This window comes from Peribacillus simplex (assembly GCF_900156045.1).
GTDB lineage: Bacteria > Bacillota > Bacilli > Bacillales > DSM-1321 > Peribacillus > Peribacillus simplex_D.
The window spans coordinates 562,015-580,935 of the sequence record NZ_FTMX01000001.1 but is presented as its reverse complement, the minus strand read 5'-3'; the positions used below and the strand labels follow the sequence as shown (position 1 = coordinate 580,935).

At 41.5% G+C, this 18,921-nt stretch carries 20 protein-coding genes, 1 tRNA gene and 1 other annotated feature; all 21 genes read right to left on the bottom strand.

Translation table 11 applies throughout. The features are described from left to right. Positions 1 to 45 precede the first annotated feature (45 nt). Positions 46 to 645 carry a 3-isopropylmalate dehydratase small subunit gene (gene leuD, locus BW986_RS02770; RefSeq protein WP_076364908.1) on the bottom strand — a complete coding sequence of 200 codons (600 nt, stop codon included), beginning with the start codon at positions 643 to 645 and terminating at the stop codon, positions 46 to 48. 28 nt (positions 646 to 673) lie between these two features. Then, positions 674 to 2,083: a 3-isopropylmalate dehydratase large subunit gene (leuC, locus tag BW986_RS02765; protein ID WP_076364906.1), complete on the bottom strand. Its 1,410-nt coding sequence runs from the start codon at positions 2,081 to 2,083 to the stop codon at positions 674 to 676. 70 nt (positions 2,084 to 2,153) lie between these two features. Further along, the gene (gene leuB, locus BW986_RS02760) at positions 2,154 to 3,266 is read right to left on the bottom strand and encodes a 3-isopropylmalate dehydrogenase (RefSeq protein WP_076364904.1); all 1,113 of its coding nucleotides are present in this window, start codon (positions 3,264 to 3,266) and stop codon (positions 2,154 to 2,156) included. Between the two features lie 15 nt (positions 3,267 to 3,281). Continuing rightward, positions 3,282 to 4,817, bottom strand: a complete 1,536-nt coding sequence (locus BW986_RS02755; RefSeq protein ID WP_076364902.1) for a 2-isopropylmalate synthase — start codon at positions 4,815 to 4,817, stop codon at positions 3,282 to 3,284. Further along, positions 4,804 to 5,832, bottom strand: coding sequence for a ketol-acid reductoisomerase (gene ilvC / locus BW986_RS02750; protein ID WP_076364900.1), 1,029 nt, complete (start codon positions 5,830 to 5,832; stop codon positions 4,804 to 4,806). The genes BW986_RS02755 and ilvC overlap by 14 nt, the downstream gene beginning before the upstream one ends. Before the next feature lie 62 nt (positions 5,833 to 5,894). Beyond that, complete coding sequence (ilvN, locus tag BW986_RS02745; protein ID WP_076364898.1) at positions 5,895 to 6,407, bottom strand: acetolactate synthase small subunit; 513 nt, start codon at positions 6,405 to 6,407, stop codon at positions 5,895 to 5,897. A 3-nt stretch (positions 6,408 to 6,410) separates the two neighbouring features. Then, the gene (gene ilvB, locus BW986_RS02740) at positions 6,411 to 8,126 is read right to left on the bottom strand and encodes an acetolactate synthase large subunit (RefSeq protein ID WP_076364896.1); all 1,716 of its coding nucleotides are present in this window, start codon (positions 8,124 to 8,126) and stop codon (positions 6,411 to 6,413) included. Between the two features lie 115 nt (positions 8,127 to 8,241). Then, positions 8,242 to 8,500, bottom strand: a binding site (T-box leader). A 369-nt stretch (positions 8,501 to 8,869) separates the two neighbouring features. Then, positions 8,870 to 9,145: a GNAT family N-acetyltransferase gene (locus BW986_RS02730; RefSeq protein ID WP_081395481.1), complete on the bottom strand. Its 276-nt coding sequence runs from the start codon at positions 9,143 to 9,145 to the stop codon at positions 8,870 to 8,872. A 451-nt stretch (positions 9,146 to 9,596) separates the two neighbouring features. After that, positions 9,597 to 9,956, bottom strand: coding sequence for a YidH family protein (locus tag BW986_RS02725; RefSeq protein WP_076364888.1), 360 nt, complete (start codon positions 9,954 to 9,956; stop codon positions 9,597 to 9,599). Positions 9,957 to 9,997: 41 nt separating this feature from the next. Further along, positions 9,998 to 10,171 carry a hypothetical protein gene (locus BW986_RS29980; RefSeq protein ID WP_179085989.1) on the bottom strand — a complete coding sequence of 58 codons (174 nt, stop codon included), beginning with the start codon at positions 10,169 to 10,171 and terminating at the stop codon, positions 9,998 to 10,000. 345 nt (positions 10,172 to 10,516) lie between these two features. After that, positions 10,517 to 10,873, bottom strand: coding sequence for a GIY-YIG nuclease family protein (locus BW986_RS02720; RefSeq protein ID WP_076364886.1), 357 nt, complete (start codon positions 10,871 to 10,873; stop codon positions 10,517 to 10,519). Positions 10,874 to 10,891: 18 nt separating this feature from the next. Next, complete coding sequence (locus BW986_RS02715) at positions 10,892 to 11,647, bottom strand: DUF2087 domain-containing protein (RefSeq protein ID WP_076364884.1); 756 nt, start codon at positions 11,645 to 11,647, stop codon at positions 10,892 to 10,894. A gap of 205 nt (positions 11,648 to 11,852) precedes the next feature. After that, a complete protein-coding gene (locus tag BW986_RS02710) occupies positions 11,853 to 12,053 on the bottom strand; it encodes a hypothetical protein (protein ID WP_076364882.1) in 201 nt (66 codons plus the stop codon). 191 nt (positions 12,054 to 12,244) lie between these two features. Further along, a tRNA-Arg gene (locus BW986_RS02705) sits at positions 12,245 to 12,318 on the bottom strand. A gap of 173 nt (positions 12,319 to 12,491) precedes the next feature. Then, positions 12,492 to 13,004, bottom strand: a complete 513-nt coding sequence (locus tag BW986_RS02700) for a metallophosphoesterase (RefSeq protein WP_076364880.1) — start codon at positions 13,002 to 13,004, stop codon at positions 12,492 to 12,494. A gap of 2 nt (positions 13,005 to 13,006) precedes the next feature. Then, the gene (locus BW986_RS02695; RefSeq protein ID WP_076364878.1) at positions 13,007 to 13,618 is read right to left on the bottom strand and encodes an XTP/dITP diphosphatase; all 612 of its coding nucleotides are present in this window, start codon (positions 13,616 to 13,618) and stop codon (positions 13,007 to 13,009) included. A gap of 41 nt (positions 13,619 to 13,659) precedes the next feature. Next, positions 13,660 to 13,794 (bottom strand): hypothetical protein, encoded by a 135-nt coding sequence (locus BW986_RS30585; protein WP_260320631.1) that lies wholly within the window; start codon positions 13,792 to 13,794, stop codon positions 13,660 to 13,662. A gap of 35 nt (positions 13,795 to 13,829) precedes the next feature. Beyond that, positions 13,830 to 14,951: a Ger(x)C family spore germination protein gene (locus BW986_RS02690; RefSeq protein WP_076364876.1), complete on the bottom strand. Its 1,122-nt coding sequence runs from the start codon at positions 14,949 to 14,951 to the stop codon at positions 13,830 to 13,832. Then, positions 14,948 to 16,423: a spore germination protein gene (locus BW986_RS02685; protein ID WP_076364874.1), complete on the bottom strand. Its 1,476-nt coding sequence runs from the start codon at positions 16,421 to 16,423 to the stop codon at positions 14,948 to 14,950. The genes BW986_RS02690 and BW986_RS02685 overlap by 4 nt, the downstream gene beginning before the upstream one ends. Then, positions 16,420 to 17,502: a GerAB/ArcD/ProY family transporter gene (locus BW986_RS02680; protein ID WP_076364872.1), complete on the bottom strand. Its 1,083-nt coding sequence runs from the start codon at positions 17,500 to 17,502 to the stop codon at positions 16,420 to 16,422. The genes BW986_RS02685 and BW986_RS02680 overlap by 4 nt, the downstream gene beginning before the upstream one ends. Positions 17,503 to 17,718: 216 nt before the next feature. Beyond that, positions 17,719 to 18,798: a GerMN domain-containing protein gene (locus tag BW986_RS02675; RefSeq protein WP_076364870.1), complete on the bottom strand. Its 1,080-nt coding sequence runs from the start codon at positions 18,796 to 18,798 to the stop codon at positions 17,719 to 17,721. Positions 18,799 to 18,921: the final 123 nt, after the last annotated feature.

Sequence of the window (18,921 nt, the reverse complement as noted above, 5' to 3'; positions counted from 1 at the left end):
CATCCTATCAATCATGAAAGGAGAACGGGAAATGACATTCTTCAATTAAATACTCGATATAGCCTTTTTTTGAGATTCATAGGCAGAAATCTCTTTATCATATTGAAGCGTTATAGAAATTTCATCCCAGCCTTTGATGAGCATTTCCTTCCAATATGGATGAATTTCAAAGCTTGTTTCAAACCCTTGACCATCCTTCAATGTCTGATTGGGAAGGTCGATCGTCAACTCATAATCAGGTGCCGACACTCTCTCCATTAAATAGTTTACTTCAGTCTGGGTTAAAGCGATGGGAACCATGCCATTTTTCATGCAATTACTTTTAAAGATATCAGCATAAGAAGGAGCGATGATGATATCGAATCCGTAGTCTTTCAATGACCAAGGGGCATGCTCACGCGAAGAACCGCAGCCAAAATTCTCACCTGCTATTAAAATGGACGTGTTTTGATTTTGGGGCTGATTCAATTCAAAATCAGGACGTTCCTTTCCATTTTCATCAAAACGCCAGTTATAGAATAAAAACTCGCCAAATCCGCTTCGCTCAATCCGTTTTAAAAATTGCTTTGGAATGATTTGGTCCGTATCCACGTTTTTACGGTCAAGTGCCGCCGCTCTTCCTTTATATATAGTAATGGGTTCCATTCTCTGCACCTCCGGTTAATTCGTATTCTTAATGGACTTGTTCAGTTCTTTTCAAATTCCTGATATCGACAAACTTCCCATGAATGGCGGCCGCGGCAGCCATGGCCGGACTAACCAGGTGTGTTCTTGCTCCAGCTCCTTGCCTGCCTTCAAAGTTCCGATTACTTGTGGAGGCACAATGCTCACCGGCCGGAACAACGTCAGGATTCATGCTCAGGCACATGCTGCAGCCCGATTCACGCCATTCGAAGCCCGCTGATTTGAAAATCTCATCCAACCCTTCATCTTCCGCTTGCCTTTTGACACTTTGTGAACCGGGAACGACCATCGCCCGAACCCCTTTATGAACAGTTTGGCCATCGATCATTTCTGCGGCTTGCCGTAAGTCCTCAATGCGTGAATTGGTACACGATCCTATGAATACATGTTGGACGGGAATTTCCGTGATCGGCATGCCTTCCTTAAGACCCATATACTCAATGGCCCGATTCAGTTCTTTAGGATCCATGATATCTTCTGCGAAGGTAGGTACTTTTCCGTCCACTCCACTAGCCATTCCAGGATTTGTCCCCCAGCTGACCATTGGTGAAATCAGACTGCCATCAAGAATGATTTCTTGGTCATATACAGCATCCTCATCACTGGAAAGTGACTTCCAGTCCTGAACACATCGCTCGAACTCTTCTCCCTTAGGCAAATATTTACGACCTTTCAAATAAGAGAAAGTTGTTTCATCCGGAGCTACCAGCCCGGCTCTGGCACCGCCTTCGATCGACATATTGCAAACCGTCATTCTCTCTTCCATTGACATATCCCGGAAAACTTCCCCACAATACTCAATGATATGTCCCGTACCGAAATCGACACCGAATTTAGAAATCACATATAAAATGACATCTTTCGCCATCACGCCATGACCAAGCTTGCCATTAACCTCAAGCTTTAATGTTTTGGGTTTTGTTTGCCATAGGGATTGTGTGGCCAAAACATGCTCGACCTCACTCGTACCGATTCCAAACGCAATCGAGCCAAACGCACCATGTGTGGAAGTATGACTGTCACCGCATACAATCGTCATCCCTGGCTGTGTAAGACCTAATTCCGGCCCGATAACGTGAACGATACCTTGATCCGGGCTGTCTAAATCAGCAAGACGGATACCGAACTCCTTACAGTTTTGCTCAAGCGCCTCTAATTGTTTCCTTGCAATATCATCCTCGATGAAATAGCGATTAACGGTTGGCACATTATGATCCATTGTCGCGAAAGTGCGGTCAGGTCTCCTGACTGTGCGTCCTTTTAATCTCAAACCTTCAAATGCTTGCGGAGAGGTCACTTCATGAATATATTGAAGGTCTATATAAATTAGATCCGGTTTATTCTCCTCTTCATTTACAATATGGCGATCCCATATTTTCTCTATAATTGACTTTCCCATCACTATCCCACCTCGATCAATCTTGTATTTTTTTAAAAAACACGGCCTAATGTTAGGCCGTGAAAGAAGTTTATGCGTAAGCTCCCATGATGTTGGAAATGGCTTCCTGGTCTAAAAGATTTGCTTTAATTTCTGCAATCATTTCTGAAGTAGACGTAATATTCGGTTGGCCATTTGCGATATCACCTGTTCTCAAGCCATATTCAAGGACCGTTTCCACCGCCTGCTCAACGGCTTTCGCTTCATCTTCCAAACCAAAGGATAGACGCAGCATGGAAGCCGCCGATAAAATCGTCCCAATCGGATTGGCCAGATTTTTGCCCGCGATATCCGGTGCAGAGCCATGAATCGGTTCATATAGATTTGGCCCTTTTGTTGATATGGAGGCGGAAGGGAGCATTCCAAGCGAGCCGGTCAATACCGACGCTTCGTCGCTTAAAATATCACCGAACATATTCTCCGTCACGATAATATCAAATTGTTTCGGGTTTTTGATCAATTGCATGGCTGCATTATCAACAAGCATATGTTCAAGAGTTACATCCGGATAGTCCTTGGCAATTTCTTCAGCCGTCTCACGCCACATCCTGCTGGATTCAAGAACATTCGCTTTATCCACGGATGTTACTTTTTTCTTGCGATCCGACGCTAAGGCAAAAGCAAGTTCAATGATGCGTTTCATTTCGCTTTTCTGATAGAAAAGTGTATCGACGACCGCCTCTTTCCCCTCTTTTTCAACGCGCTCACTTGGCTTTCCGAAATAAAGGCCGCCAGTTAGTTCCCTGACAATCACGAAATCCACATCTTCAATGAATTCCTTTTTAAGAGGAGAAGATTCCGACAAGCTGGAATAATAGCTGATTGGACGGATGTTAGCATAAAGATTCAAATCTTTTCGGATTTTCAGCAACCCTCGTTCCGGCCTTAGGTGCGCAGGCTGGTCATCCCACTTAGGTCCTCCAACGGCCCCTAATAATACCGCATCGCTGTTTTTACAAATCTCCACTGTTTCATCCGGCAGGGGCGTACCTGTGTTATCGATGGCCCCGCCGCCAATCTCACCATATTGAAATTCAAAATCGTGTCCATATCTTTGGGCAACGGCTTCGAGGATTTCTACAGCGCCTCTTGTTACTTCTTTCCCGATGCCATCTCCTTGAAGCACCGCAATATTCCTTTTCATCGAAATCTCCCCTTCCTATAGTAATACTGCTTTTACTTCTAGTTCCTTCATGATGATCACACGGTTCACAGCATTCAAATATGCTTTGGCGGATGCTTCCAAGACGTCCTGATCAAGACCGCGGCCGCTTGTTTCCACTCCGTTATAATTAAGTTTCACAAAAACCTGGGCAAGGGCATCCATTCCGCCGCCCACCGATTGAATTCGATAATCCAGCAAGCTGATCTCGCCGCCCAAACATCTTTCAAGCGTGTTATATAGGGCTTCTACACTTCCTGCACCTGTAGCCGCTTCCTGTATCTCTTCATTGTCGCCTTTTTTCAGCGTGACCGTCGCAGTCGCCGTCTGATGGGTACCATGGGAAATCTGTAAGGAAACCATGTCATAAAAACTGATATCCGTCGCTTTCTCTTCAAGCACCAGCGCAACGATATCTTCATCTGTCATCGTCTTTTTATTATCGGCCAATTCCTTGAATTGGACGAATAACGAGTTCATTTCCTCATCCGTTACCGTAAATTTCAACTCTTTTAATCTTTCTTTGAAAGCATGGCGTCCTGAATGCTTTCCTAAAACGAGTGAATTGGACGAAACCCCTACCAGTTCAGGTGATATGATTTCGTATGTCGTTTTTTCTTTTAACACGCCATCCTGGTGAATGCCCGATTCATGTGCGTATGCATTGGCACCAATAATGGCTTTATTAGCAGGAACTTGCATTCCCGTAAGGCGGCTGACCAAATCACTGGTCCTTTTAATTTCATTCAATACAAGATCCGTTCCCGCTTGATAGAAATCTTTACGGATGTAGAGTGCCATAGCCACTTCTTCGAGCGCCACATTTCCTGCACGTTCTCCAATTCCGTTGATTGTGCCTTCGACTTGCGTAGCCCCGCCTTCGATGGCCGCCAATGAATTGGCTGTCGCCATTCCAAGATCGTCATGGCAGTGTGCGGATAAACTAACTTTATCAATAGAAGGAACATGTTCACGAAGATACCTGAAAATGTTTCCGTATTCGATTGGAGCTGCATACCCTACAGTATCCGGGATGTTAATGACCTTGGCACCAGCTTGAATGACCGCTTCAACGATTTCAGCCAAATAGTCAAGTTCTGTACGGCTTGCATCTTCAGCAGACCATTGCACGATCGGAAAACGCGCCGCTCCGTACTTAACCATTTCAACCGCCTTTTCAATCACTTGCTGCTTCGACATTTTCAACTTATATTCACGATGAATGGGCGAAGTGGCGATGAACGTATGCAATCTTGGTTCTGCGCCGCCCCTTAATGAATCCCAAGCTGCATCAATATCACCTTTTACAGCACGCGCCAGCCCTGTGACAGAGCTGTTTTTGATTTTGCGCGCGATTTCCTGTACGGAGTTGAAATCCCCTTTGGATGCTGCCGGAAAACCGGCTTCGATAATATCAACACCCAATCTTTCAAGCTGATAAGCAATTTCAAGTTTTTCGGTAAAATTCAAATTTACACCGGCTGATTGCTCCCCATCTCGAAGTGTAGTTTCAAAAATATTAATTTTTCGCAACGGCTACCACTTCTTTCTCTTTTTGTTGAGGTTTCACGAATGGCATCATTTTTCTTAATTCACGGCCAACCACTTCGATTTGATGTTGGTTTTCACGATTATTGATCGCATTGAAGACTGGACGATTCGCTTGGTTCTCCAAGATCCATCCTTTAGCGAACTCACCGTCTTGGATGTCTTTCAAGATCGCTTTCATTGACTCTTTCGTAGTTTCCGTCACAACGCGTGGTCCAGAAACGAAATCTCCCCATTGAGCTGTGTCAGAAATGGAATAGCGCATGTTTTCCATACCGCCTTCATACATAAGGTCAATGATTAATTTAAGTTCATGTAAACACTCGAAATATGCTACTTCCGGTTGGTATCCAGCTTCTGTCAATGTTTCGAATCCAGCTTTCACAAGGGCAGTCAATCCGCCGCAAAGTACTGCCTGCTCTCCAAATAGATCCGTTTCCGTTTCTTCTTGGAAAGTGGTTTCCAAACCGCCAGCTCTTAAAGAACCGATTCCCCGAGCGTATGCAAGTGCCAATTCCCTTGCTTCACCCGTTACATTTTGATAGATGGCGAATAATGCCGGCACCCCTGCACCTTGTTCATATGTACGGCGAACAAGATGTCCCGGACCTTTTGGAGCGACTAATAATACATCCACGTCTGCCGGAGGAACGATTTGATTGAAATGGACGTTGAATCCGTGTGCGAACATTAACGCTTGACCTGCACGCAATACCGGTTTGATTTCTTCTTGGTATACTTTCGGCTGAGTTTCATCCGGTAATAGGTTCATGATTACGTCTGCCTGTTCAGCTGCTTCTTTCACTGTGTAAACATTAAAGCCGTCTTCCACCGCTTTATCGAATGATTTACCTTTCCTGATTCCGATGATTACATCTACACCGCTGTCACGTAGGTTTTGTGCGTGTGCGTGTCCTTGTGAACCATATCCGATTACCGCTACCTTTTTATTGTTGAAAAAATTCTCGTTTGCTTCTGCGTTATAATATACTTTTGCCATAATAATTACATCTCCCTTTTCATCATTGTTTTTGTTTTGTTTTTTGTTTTTTTTGTTTTGGTTTATACGATTGTCGCACTCTTAGCGTGTGCAATTTGCATTCCACGCGGGATGGCGGCTGTCCCTGTCCTTGCCAATTCCTTGATGCCATATGGCTTGATCAGTTCAATGAAGGCTTCGATTTTATCCGATTCCCCAGTGATTTGAACTGTCAGGCTATCTTTACTGACATCTATAACTGACGCTCGGAAGGGTTCGATGACTGAATAAATCTCAGCTCGGGTTTGCGTGGTCACCAATATTTTGATGAGTGCAAGTTCCCTCGCCACAATCGATTGATTCGTAATATCAAATACCTTCAAAACATCGATCTGCTTATTCAATTGCTTGGTGATCTGTTCAATGACAGCTTCGTCATCAACATCGACCACGAAGGTCATCCTTGAAATGCCATTCTGTTCGGAGGGTCCGACAGTCATGCTTTCAATGTTATAATTTCTTTTCGTGAACAGGTTCGTAATCCGATTCAGGACGCCTGGCCGGTTGTTCACGGTGAGGCTAAGAATTCCCTTCATTGATTAAACTCCTTCCATTTCATCAAGCCCTTTTCCTTGTGCTACCATCGGGAAGACATTTTCGTTTTGTTTTACACGGAAATCAATCAACACCGGACCATCAGTCTTTAACGCTGCATCCAGGCAGTTGCTTGCCTCTTCCTCCGTCGTCACTTTGTATCCTCGAATTCCATAAGCATCGGCCAATTTCACGAAATCCGGATGCGATTGAAAAATACTGTGTGAGAAACGGTTATCATGAAAGAGTTCCTGCCACTGTCTTACCATCCCGAGTGCCCCGTTGTTGACGATGATGATCTTGATTGGCAGATTCATTTCGGCAATGACCGAAAGTTCCTGCAGGCACATCTGGAATCCGCCATCCCCCGAAATGGAAAGCACCGTCGCTTTCGGATTCGCCAGTTGCGCTCCGAGAGCCGAAGGTAAGCCAAAGCCCATCGTCCCCAATCCACCGGAAGTGACCCATGAATTCGGTTTGTTAAACGGATAGTACTGCGCTGCCCACATTTGATGCTGCCCAACATCCGTCGTAACAATGGCCTCCCCATTCGTTTTTTCATGAAGCATCTGGATGACACGCTGAGGTTTCAGTACGCCTTCTTCATGTGTATAACGCAATGGGAACTCTTCATTCCATGCCGTCAGCTGCGTTGTCCATACATCAATTTCCGGTTTCTTGCCATTTTGCGTAATCAACTCCGCCAGTGCTTCCTTGGCACTTCCGACGACCGGAATTTTTGTCTGAACATTTTTACCGATTTCCGCTGGATCAATATCGATATGGGCCACTGTTGCATGCTGTGCGAATTTCGCTAGATTCCCAGTCAATCGATCATCGAACCTGGCACCGATATTGATTAATAGATCACATTTCGATAACGCCATGTTTGCTGCATAGCAGCCATGCATACCACCCATTCCGATAAAGAGAGGATGTTCGGCCGGAAAGCCTCCAAGGCCCAATAAAGTGTGGACGACAGGAATGCCTTGCTGCTCGACATATTCCTTTAATAGATGGGAGGCCTTTGCATGCAGGACTCCTGCCCCTGCAAGAATGACCGGTCTTTTCGCTCCGCTTACGGCTTCAACAAGCTTTCTGATTTGTAAGTAATTAGGCTTGGTCGTCGGCTGATAGCCAGGGAGATCCATTTCTGGCTCCTTATCCGTCGATTCACCTTCTATAATGGCCATATCCTTAGGTATATCGATTAATACTGGACCGGGGCGGCCGCTTGAAGCGATATAAAAAGCTTCTTTTATAATGCGCGGAAGGTCTTCCGGCTTCCTCACCTGATAGTTATGTTTTGTAATCGGGGTAGTGATCCCCAGTACATCAGCTTCCTGGAAAGCATCCGAACCAATTACACTGGTAGCAACCTGACCCGAAATTACCACAAGCGGTAAAGAGTCAATCATTGCATCAGCCAAACCGGTGACAATGTTCGTTGCCCCTGGACCGGATGTGACTATGACCACCCCCGGCTTGCCGGTAATCCTGGCGTATCCTTCGGCTGCATGAATCGCACCTTGTTCGTGCCTTGTCAAAATATGAAAAAGTTCTGAACTGTAAAGCTTGTCATAAATCGGCAATACAGATCCACCCGGATAACCAAAGATGACTTCAACATTTTCCTTTTTCAATGCATCCAGCAGAAATTCGGCTCCACTATAATGTGTCTTTCCACTCTTCCGATCAGCAACAACTGACTTTTGTGTCATTTCGTAAAAACCTCCTTCACTTTTCCACTAAATGTTTTCCTAAGATTCAGAATTTTCAGCTTTTTAAGCATACAAAAAAGCCTTTTCACCCCAAATGTACTTGCACTCGGCAAGTTAAAGGGGTGAAAAGGCTTGATGAGCCACTCCACGGTACCACCCTTTTTCGCATGAAACTCCATGCGCACTTTGAATAGCCTACACTATTCTCTGTTTTGGTAACGGGTACTGGTACGCACCCGTTCAGCCCTACTAGTCTGACGTTCAAGCTGAAACTCCAAGGTGAGTTCATCTTTTGGGACAATACCGGCTCTCAGCTACCCGGCTCTCTGTGACTGCCTTTTTAAAAGACTACTTATCCTCTTCAATGCTTTTCGCATTATTCACATTTTTTGAAACGCTTATGTTTGATGTCTTGTATTTGTGATTATCTTACGTGTATTTAAGGTAGTAGTCAACAGGTTTTTTGAAATTTTTTGATAATTCCAAATTGAAAGATTTGTTGTATACGCTTACATACCTATCATGACCACATTCTACAAAAAAAAGTTTTTTCAATTTTTAATTAAAAAAACTTCAACTGCCCCATTACATTAAACTTCTCCACTAAAAATATCCTCGCACTACCCACATGATGCCAGCCACCAGTAATGATTTTCTCAAATTGCGGAGGTGAAGATTATCCAAAAAAAGACAGAGGGCTGAACACAGGTGATATTACTCATCCCCTGGTCCAGCCCTTTGGTTCATTTAGCCAATACATCCTCGTATTCTGCATTTTTTTCAAATTGTTTTTGAACGAACGAACATACCGGAACAATTTTCAGTTTTTCCTCCCTTGCGAACCCTATCACCTTTTCAACAAGGGCATTTCCTACCTTTTGCCCGCGAAGCTTGTCAGAAACAACGGTATGATCGACCGTGATTTCATCATCACCTGATTTAAAGAATGTGATTTCCGCTAGTTTCTCACCAGATTCTTCGACAAAAAAAGAACTTTCACCTTTTTTGATATCCACCATCTTGATGACCTCCTTATAGTTCCTCTTTATCATATCTCACAAAATGGAAATTAAACAAATATTTAAAACGTAAACGAAATTGAATGAAGTAAAGTACTTCCAAGAGTTTTAAAGCTAGCATTAACCATGTGAAGTTTATTTACAAACTGATGATGGCTGTTCATTATTTTTTCAAGGAAGGCAAAAGACAAAACTTGATCGTTCTTTTCCTTGCGGCTGATATTCCCTTCCGGTAAAAACTAAGTTTTTCCATGGGTGACGTGTAAAATACTGAATGAATTTATTTTTAAAAGGTTTTAATTACTCTTTCAAACCCAAATGAAATACATCGTTTTTCAAGCTTTCGTTTTTTGATAGCTTTCACTTAATGGAAGAAATCTTTCCGTGATGATGTAAGAATAAGTATATAATAGTAGAAACTAAAAAAACTGCCCTATAGGTTAGGACAGTTTTAAACTTTTATGAAAACAAAATATAAAATGATCATCGATAACAATACGACCATAAAAACAGCGATCAGAATTACGTGCGCACTTGAAGGCCGGAACGTCCCTTCATTGATTTGCCGCTTCTTCTGAAGATAACCGAATGTCGCCAGAACTGTAATCACAAGGCCCAAGGCACACGTAAACATCCCCAGCACGATACTGATCAAGTCAATCCGGTCATCCCGATGCACACCAATCGTAAAATGCAGGCTTGTCGCCAGAAAACCAACCCCCACTATCGCAATCACCGTTCTTATCCATGCTAAGAAGGTGCGTTCATTAGCAAGATGCTGCTGGGCATATTTCAATTGGTCTTTCTCCATGTCATCACCTTAATCGCACGATTTTGATCAATCCTAAAAAATCATCTTTTCAGTAGCCGAAATGCCCTGAACATAGACCCCACAAACATTAGCCCTGCACCGCCGAGCAATAAATATATACATAGTGTTTTATCAATGACATTCAAAGGATAAAGCAATGCCCCCAGCGCAACGATTGCTCCTATCCCCGTTATGGCCCATCCTATTTTTTTCATTCGCAACTCCTAAAATTAATTATTTAGTGAAGGTCCCTGGTTTTCCCTTATTTTAAAAAGTTCCCTCAATACTAGCTTAAACCATTTAAAAACTAACAACAAGTGAGATCCCCTAATTATCTTCACGCAAAAAAAAGAGCCATAAATGACTCCCTGTTTCGAACACGCCCAAACCCAGCCTTTTTTTATCCTTTTCCATACATTCGTTTATTTTTCTTCTTCCCTTGTGCAAAGGGTGGCAATTCCGTGTATCAGGAGACCAATCCCCACCCTCCAAAGGGATAAAGGAACCGCCAATAACCAGGAGGCGGGAATCGTGGAGAATCTCTAAAGGCTTCAAACAAGTCAGTTGGATTTCATTCTATTGTATCCCCGTTCTTCGTACGGCTGTATTTTTTCCAGCCACTCTTCTTCAAGTTTTTTCAATTCCCGTTTAGCATCAAAAAAACCTGTTTCTTTCGGTTTCAATACCTGCAGTACCTCAAAAGAAAAAGCATCTTTCCCATATTCGTTCCACTCACCTTGCAGCACTTTATTCGTGTTTGTTCCGATTTCCAATTCAAATTGTTTCCCCTTCAACGTCTTTAAATTCCTGGTGCTTCCGATAAAGACTTTATTATTTACCGTATTTCTTATTTGATATACACCTGCTTCAACTTTCGTTTCTTTATATAATTGCTTCAATTCTTTTTTACGATCCATATTTCTCGCCTCCAGTCATCATTTCTTCAGCCAATATTGGCTCCCATCAGCCTTTCTATCCAAGAATCCATATTCTATTAAATATCTTCTCAATAGAACATGATCAGGATAAACGGCACCCAATATTTGATTAATTTCTTTCTCTTCGTATTTCCGCTCTTTTTCAAATCGGTTGATAATTTCTTGGAGAATGATCAGTCTTTGTTTTTCCTTTGGCGGGAAAGACTTTAATGTATCCTGACTGCCTTTAGGGAAGTATTTTTTCAGTACAGCCACCTTTTCATCCTCGGTAACGTTATAACGATCATCGACCATCCTTGCCTTTTGATGAAGCGGGATGAATGCCGGCGCATGTTCATCTTTATCTTTCAAAAGTTCCATCAAGGCTAAAAACAACTTAGCCTGACGCTCTTTCTCTTTCAACACAAAGCGATGGTTCCTAATGGTGGAAGGACTCCCAATTCCCATTTCCTCCTGAACCTCAGCATCATTCTTCCCTTGGTAAAAAAGGCGAAGCAGGCGATTTTGATGGTCCGTGAGACCCGTAAGTTTTTTATCGAGATCAATCAAGTAATCGAAAACGGAGCGGTGTGCATGTTCAATATGAATTCCCATATACCTCTTTGCTTCATAAAGAACCCCATCTTTCGGGTATACGATCCCCTTTTCAATTGCATTTCCACACAGCAAACAAACATATTGATTCTCACCTTCGATATACCCTTGTTTAAGCTCATCCTGAGATGCGCTCCAAAACATTTCAGCATCCTTCATTAAACAAACACTTCCCTAAAAAGTTTATAATATAATAAACATAATATTAATTTGTTTGCTTTATGTCAATGTTTTTCCTGTTTTTTATAACTCCAGCAACCTGAGATCATAAAAAAGATTAAATAGAATCAGATATAGAAAAAAGGCATCCGATCATGGATGCCTTTTTTCTGTCATATGAAATTTCGTTAGAGCTCATTAAGTATTAGCTTGGCACAAACTTAAGTATTCCTTCCAGATAAACACCTTGTTCTTTTCGTGCGCATTCCCTCAACTTGATTCTTCCTTCTTTTTCTAACTCCTTGGCTAATTGGACCACTTCAGTTCCACCTTCGGTTATTTCGACTGAGAAGAAATTGCCCCGAGTGGAAGTTTGAATGAACTTGAATAATTTATCTTTATTCATCGAAACATCTCCTTATTTATAACAAGTTCGACATAAAAGGTCATCCACCTGCGATAAATATGAAATAAAAAACATCTTATCATTATGCGAACATTATAAAAGGATGCGAATCGAAATTACCCTCATTAACTTATAAAGCTCAAAAAAGAAAAAAAGCCAAAACCTTAGAAGGTTTTGGCTTTTTTAGTTAGTGTCCCAGGAGAGATTCGAACTCCCGACCGACGCCTTAGAAGGGCGTTGCTCTATCCAGCTGAGCTACTGAGACGTTTATGATATAAGTTGCGGTAAAACTTATGTATTACCTTAACTGTTCCCTTAGGACACTTCTTATTATAGTAGGATATCAAAAGAAAGTCAACGGTTTTTCAAAAAAAGTTTTTCTCTTTTTTTATGAACCAGGAAGCGGGGAAAAACGCTTCCTGTTCATTATACATGAAGTCATTCCATTTGATAAGCATTTCTTAGTTCCTCAACGATTTTTCCTTCAAGGTCATAAAAGATGATTTCAAGTTGGTCATTTCCAATATCCAAAATGGCATAGGTTTTCTCTTTTCGTCCACGCGGCTGCCGTATGCTTCCCGGGTTGATGAAGAGCTTGCCGTCAATCAATTCTGAACCCGCAGCGTGGGAATGGCCAAAGAAAATAATATCCGCCCCTGTCTCTTCACTTTTATATGATAGGTTCATCAAGGTCATATTTATGTTATAGAGGTGTCCATGCGTAAGGAAGAAACGCTTGCCTGCGATAGTCTCGACAATATCATTCGGATATGCCGAATCATAGTCACAATTCCCACGAACGGCTAAGAACTCCGACATGTGAGGGTCATTTCTTTCCAACTCTGAATCACCGCAATGGATCATGGCAGCAACCTCTTGTTTATGACGGTCGGCAATCATGCTGATTTCATGAGTTAAGCCATGACTGTCACTCATTATAAGCACTTTCATCGTCACATTCCTTCTTCCCTTTTTAGAAATGGATCAAGTTTTTCATCCAGAGCTCTCAATGCGTTGGCACGGTGGCTGATTTTGTTTTTTTCCTCTTTTGTCAATTCGGCGTTTGTTTTGCCCTGTTCCTCAACAAAAAAGATGGGATCATAACCAAATCCATTCGTTCCTGAAGGCTGTTCTGTAATCAAGCCTTCCATCGTTCCCGATACCGTAATCGTTTCCTGGTTGGGTGACGCTAGCGCCAAGGCGCAATAAAATCTCGCCGTCCTATCCTCTTTCGGCACGCCTTCCAGCTCCCGGAGGACTTTTTCCGTGTTTGCTTCATCACTCTTGGACTCTCCAGCATAGCGCGCAGAATATACGCCAGGACGGCCCTCCAATGCATCTACAATCAATCCGGAATCATCAGCAATGACAAAGTGGCCTAGCTGATGGGCAATGGCCTCTGCCTTCAGGATCGCGTTTTCTTCAAAAGTCGTTCCTGTTTCCTCGACATCAGGAGCATCCGGTACATCGAGAAGTGTTTTGACTTCATATCCTTTTGCAGAGAGTAAGCTTTCGAACTCCTTGGCTTTCCCTTTATTTTTCGTTGCAATGATAACTGTCTTCATTTTTCATTTCACCCTTTTTTATTTTATCGGCATGAAGCTCATTATGGGCTAAGAAAGAATTCGCTGTAACTCGTTATATGTAAAAGCCGCATCTTCTCCAATGCCAAACGGACGAATCCAGCGCTGCCCTTCACAACAACGGCCGCTGGATTATCCAGATAAGTTAAGTCTAACACAACTCCCTCATCTGCAATAACCCGAAACTTGTAATCTAACGTTTGTAATTTTCACTATGTTCAATATGGATATTAACTTTTATGTTATTTATTGAAGTCTTATCAAAGGAATTAATAATTTTATTATCCCACTTATTTACATGGTATCTGTATGCCTTTTCACTGATGTTAAAAAGGTCTGTTTTGATTTCCCCCCCTGTCTCCAATGTCTTCAAAATATCTTCCTTAATTTTTATTTCCACCTTTTTTTCGATTTTTCCCATATCAAAGTTATCTATATTTTGTTTTAATATTCCATTTGCTCTCACTTCTAGATCATATAAGGGTTTCTTTTGCCGCTCCAACACCATGATGTTTGTTTTGGGGTCCATGATTTCAACACTTACCTTTTGTTCGTTCAGCGAAAAGAACATCACTGTCGCCTTATTTTCAACCCAGTTTAAGCCTATCAAATCTTTTTTACTTACGAACCCTTTATATTGTTGTTTTGATACAACATAGCCGCCATTCAACGTTGGTATCTTCTTTCCTTTCCCTCCCTCTGAGAAATGATGCTCATTTATGACCAAAGAGGGAATTAAAATGGAACCAACCGGTTGATAAAACTTCGAAACCAGTTCACTGAATTTTAAAGGTGAAATGAAATAGTTCTCATTAATAACGGTCTCTGGCCTTTGAATGATCGTGAATAAGTTAGGAAGATTAAAGAAACTATCACTGTCAAACACCTTTTTAATATCCGCGTTCGTAACGAACAGCCATGAATTGTATCGCAATAAGGGCTCTTTCCCAACATATTCAATGAAATCATTCATTTTATTCTTGATTACACTCTCACTTAGAATGAAGGAGTTAATATGCCCGATATAAAGCGGTAATGCGGCATGTTGTTCTAAATCGGTAAATGCTTCCTCGATACTTTCCCCTTTACCTACCCCAATGACAACAGTAGATTTTTCTTGTAATGCAGTGGCCCCCTCTTGCTTTGCAATATCCGCAAAATTCAACGCTTGAAAGTATAAGATGAATTCACCCTTTTTATAATCGATCCCCAGGGCTGATCCATATGTTTGGGCTTGAATTTCCTTCATTCCCCAGCACCCTGTCGTCAGTAAAAGTTGACAGCCAATAACCATGACTGCAATTAGCTTTCTCATTTGTTTGACTCCTTTTGAGGTTCATTATCAGTGGACTGTATAGCTTGATTCCGCTTCCTTAATATCCCATACGGAAGCCTGAATAAGACTTTTAACATATCCGATTTATTTGGTTTGGAAAGTGGATTCACAAAAGGCTGACCGAAACTTTCCAAGGAAACCACAACAATCAAGATAAGGAATATTCCCATGAAGAATCCAAACAAGCCTAAGAACGCTGAACACGTAAATATGAATAACCTTATAAGAACGATATTCCCAGCAATATTCTGATTGATTAAGGTATAGCTTGCGAGAACTGTAACAGCTATTATTACAAGCATGGAGGGTGAAGTCAGCCCTGCCCGAATCGCTGCATCGCCTATGATCAACCCACCCAATACAGAAACCGTCGGACCTACAGCTTTTGGCAGACGAAGACCAGCTTCTTTAAATAGTTCAAACAATATGATCATCATGAAAGCCTCCACCGAAGCAGGTATCGGCAATCCCTGTCTCGTGATTGAAATCGTCGCAAGAAGCGAAAAGGGAATTTGGTCGAATTGATAGGAAACTAACGCTATAAAAAAACCAGGTAACGTAACCGTTACAAATAAGGCGACTGCACGAATGATGCGCATGAAACTGATGTAAAAAAAGCTTGCATGTGCGTCATCGGCAGAATACAGTAACTGATTAATGCTGGTTGGTCCGATCAGGCATGTGGGATTCCCGTCCACCAAGATGGCAAAGCGCCCTTGATTCAAGGATTCAACAACATAGTCCGGTCGACCGATATAATCCATTAAAGGGAAGATGGAAAATTGAGTATCATATAGGAGTTCTTCAACTTGGTAACTGCTGACTATGATATCAACCTTTAATGAATCCAATCGTTTTTTAATATCCAACAGAATCGACGGATTAATAATGTCATCTATATAAAGTAGCAATATTTTAGTTTTACTTCTTTTCCCGACTGTATATTCAATGCATTTAAGTGTTGAAGTTTTTAACCTTTGGCGAATTAAAGACATATTATCCGATATATTCTCAACAAATCCATCTCTAGGTCCGCGAATGGAAGATTCTATATTGGATTCTTCCGGACTACGCTTAGGGGAATTAGCTAATGGGGTATAGTAAATTTCATTAAAAGATTCATTAATAATGATTAGGTCTCCTGAAAAAAGAATGCTTTCTACTTCCTCTTTTAAATCGGAGTCTTTTTTTAGCGTACTGATCTCCATAATATTGCTTAATCGATCAATTGTTAGTTCCCCATTTTCTTGAACCGCTTTTGATATTGTAGGCAGTATCACTTCATTGATAAATTGCATATCCACTAAGTTTGGCGCATATAAAAACCCCAACAAATAACGACCTTCAGGATCAAATGTTTTTGTTCTTAAAACAACATCAGAGGAATGTTCGAACCATTTTTGGATTTGGACAATGCAAGAAGGAGTTCCATTCAATATTCCCTTCCTCATAATGTTTCACCTTTTCCTTTTCCCTTTTTTATAATAAGGAATAACAGTATGATTGCAGCACTTAACAGAAACAGACTACTGATCGGAAAGAAATATTTGTATATAAAATAAAAAAATGAAGTGGCATCCCAATGGATTAGCGTACCAAAAACAATCATTGAATATAGGGAAAGCAGTATCCACTTCTGATGTTTTGAATTTGAGATTAATTTATATCCTAAAAATAAACATAAACTTACTCGAATCATGGCACCTGAAAGCCATTGGAAAATGGAAAGGAAATCGAGGCGTGTAATATAATAGCCAAACCTTAACAACTTCCATTGTTCATAAGCTGGATTCCTCATTTTCACAGCTTCCACAGAACCAAATTCGGCAATCGCTCCCATGAGGGGTCCTAACGTCAGCATGATTAAAATTACACCAACTAATAGAAGCCACTTGGCTTTTAGCTTATTTTTCAGGTAAGGAGTCAAAAATAGAAAAACGAGAATTTCTAAATATCCTGCACTCGTATACAAAATTCCATTTAGAGTATTGCGATACCCGCTTTCAAATATCGGGAACAATAATTCGTAATTCTTATTACTCGTATTCCCCAGCCCCACAAATATCCCGAAAAAGGTGACGAACGGAAGAAACAGGAAAGCCAAAGTACTTATGGTGCGTATTCCTTTATAAGTTGCAAAAATACAAATAAAAGTGAATAGGCTTACGACTACGATGTTTGGTATGTCATGAGTATAATTAGCTTTTGCCCAAATCACTGTAAATTTGACGGTAATGAAGGCGTTAAATATAAAGTACAACCCAAATGCTATAGTGAAAACATATGTAACAAAAGGTGTAGACCATTTTTTTAGAAAAGCGATTATATCTTCTTTATCTAGTTTTTTATAAATATTAAAAATAAATAGGGTCCAAACGATACAGGGAACAACACTGATTATGACACTTATCCATGCGTCGCGTTGAGATGCGGTTAAGATATTGGGAAGAAGCAGGACATGTACCATGAATCCTGTATTCATAATGATTAAAACATAGATGTGTACAGCCTGAATTACCTTTTGATCCATAATATCCCCCCATTGAAAGTAATTTCCCCTTTTAAAAATTTATTTATGTAAAAACTTTCTCACGGTACGAGAAATTGCCTGGCAGGGGTAGTATTTTCATCTCATGCAATAATTAAGATGTATAGGCCCTAAAAGGGTGGTAATTCAATTCCGGAGGCAAAAAAATAAGAGACAGCTTCAGGCTGCCTCATTGTGCTATTTCGAATGTAACGTTCTTTAAAAACTGCCTGTGTTGACTTTCTCTGGACGGACCACTGGTTCGGATAATTTCTTTCCTTCTTCATTAAGAACATCGGCGCTGCCCTGCACTTGTACTTCAACGCTTTCTATTCCTTTCTGTTCAGTTAAAGAAAGGACCAAGGCATCAAGGACTTCTTGTGATACTTTTTTCTCTTTAAAGCTTCCAAGGATATTTTCGTTAAAATTGAGGCTGACCTTACCTTCTGCCACTTTAGGCTCGTCAAGTAAAGCTACATCACTCATGAACCCTGTTTGCAGGTTAGAACCCGAAGGACTCTTCGTTAATTCCTGAATGACTGCTGTTACATTATCAGACACTGTTTCACTGATCCTGCGCGTCACCGGAACATAATAAGTATACTCCTCGTCACCGCCTACATAATAAACGGTCAGTGCTTTTGTATTGGAAATGTCGACTACGTCACTCGTATCGATATTGATTCCTGACGACCTTGAGATATTTTCATCTATCGGTGTGCCATTGACCGGCATTTCGGAAATATCTTCCCCATTGATTCTCATTTGGATTTTTTCGACCGAGTCGAATTGTGTCAGGGTCCATGTAATGGCTTGAAGGATTTTAAGTTCATCCTCTTTCTGATAGTTTTTGAACTCTGGCGAAAAGTCCGCTACAGCCACTCCGTCTTTAATGTTCACGCTTATTTGGGTATCGGCAGGAATGACGGCCCTGAACCCATTTGGAAGTTTATCCGTGACTGGTCCGTTACTGACAAGGTAATCAAGGGCCTGTTTAGCGACAGCTTCCGATTTAGGAAGTTCCAATGTCTGTGGAACCACATACCCGCTTTTATCAATTAAATATAACTCCGTCTTCACCGTTTTCGATTCAACAGCGCCTTCTTCTCCATCAGCCGCCGGCTTTTCCTCACCATTCGTTTCTGTTTCTTTCAATGAAGATTCATCCTCGACTAAAGAAACATCCTTTGGTGGATCAATTTCCTTTTTCTCTTCACCGCCAAATAATCCGCAGCCCGAAAGCCAAAAAGAAGATGCCAGAATGGTCACAGCCATTGTTACTTTTGATTTATTGGACATAAAATCACTCCTAGGACAGTTTGTACTCCTATTTATACGAGCCCTAGGGGAAAATAGACCAATTATTTTTCTCTCTGATAATGGAGCCGGGCAACTTGCCCGTACTGCTGCATCTTTGTCAGC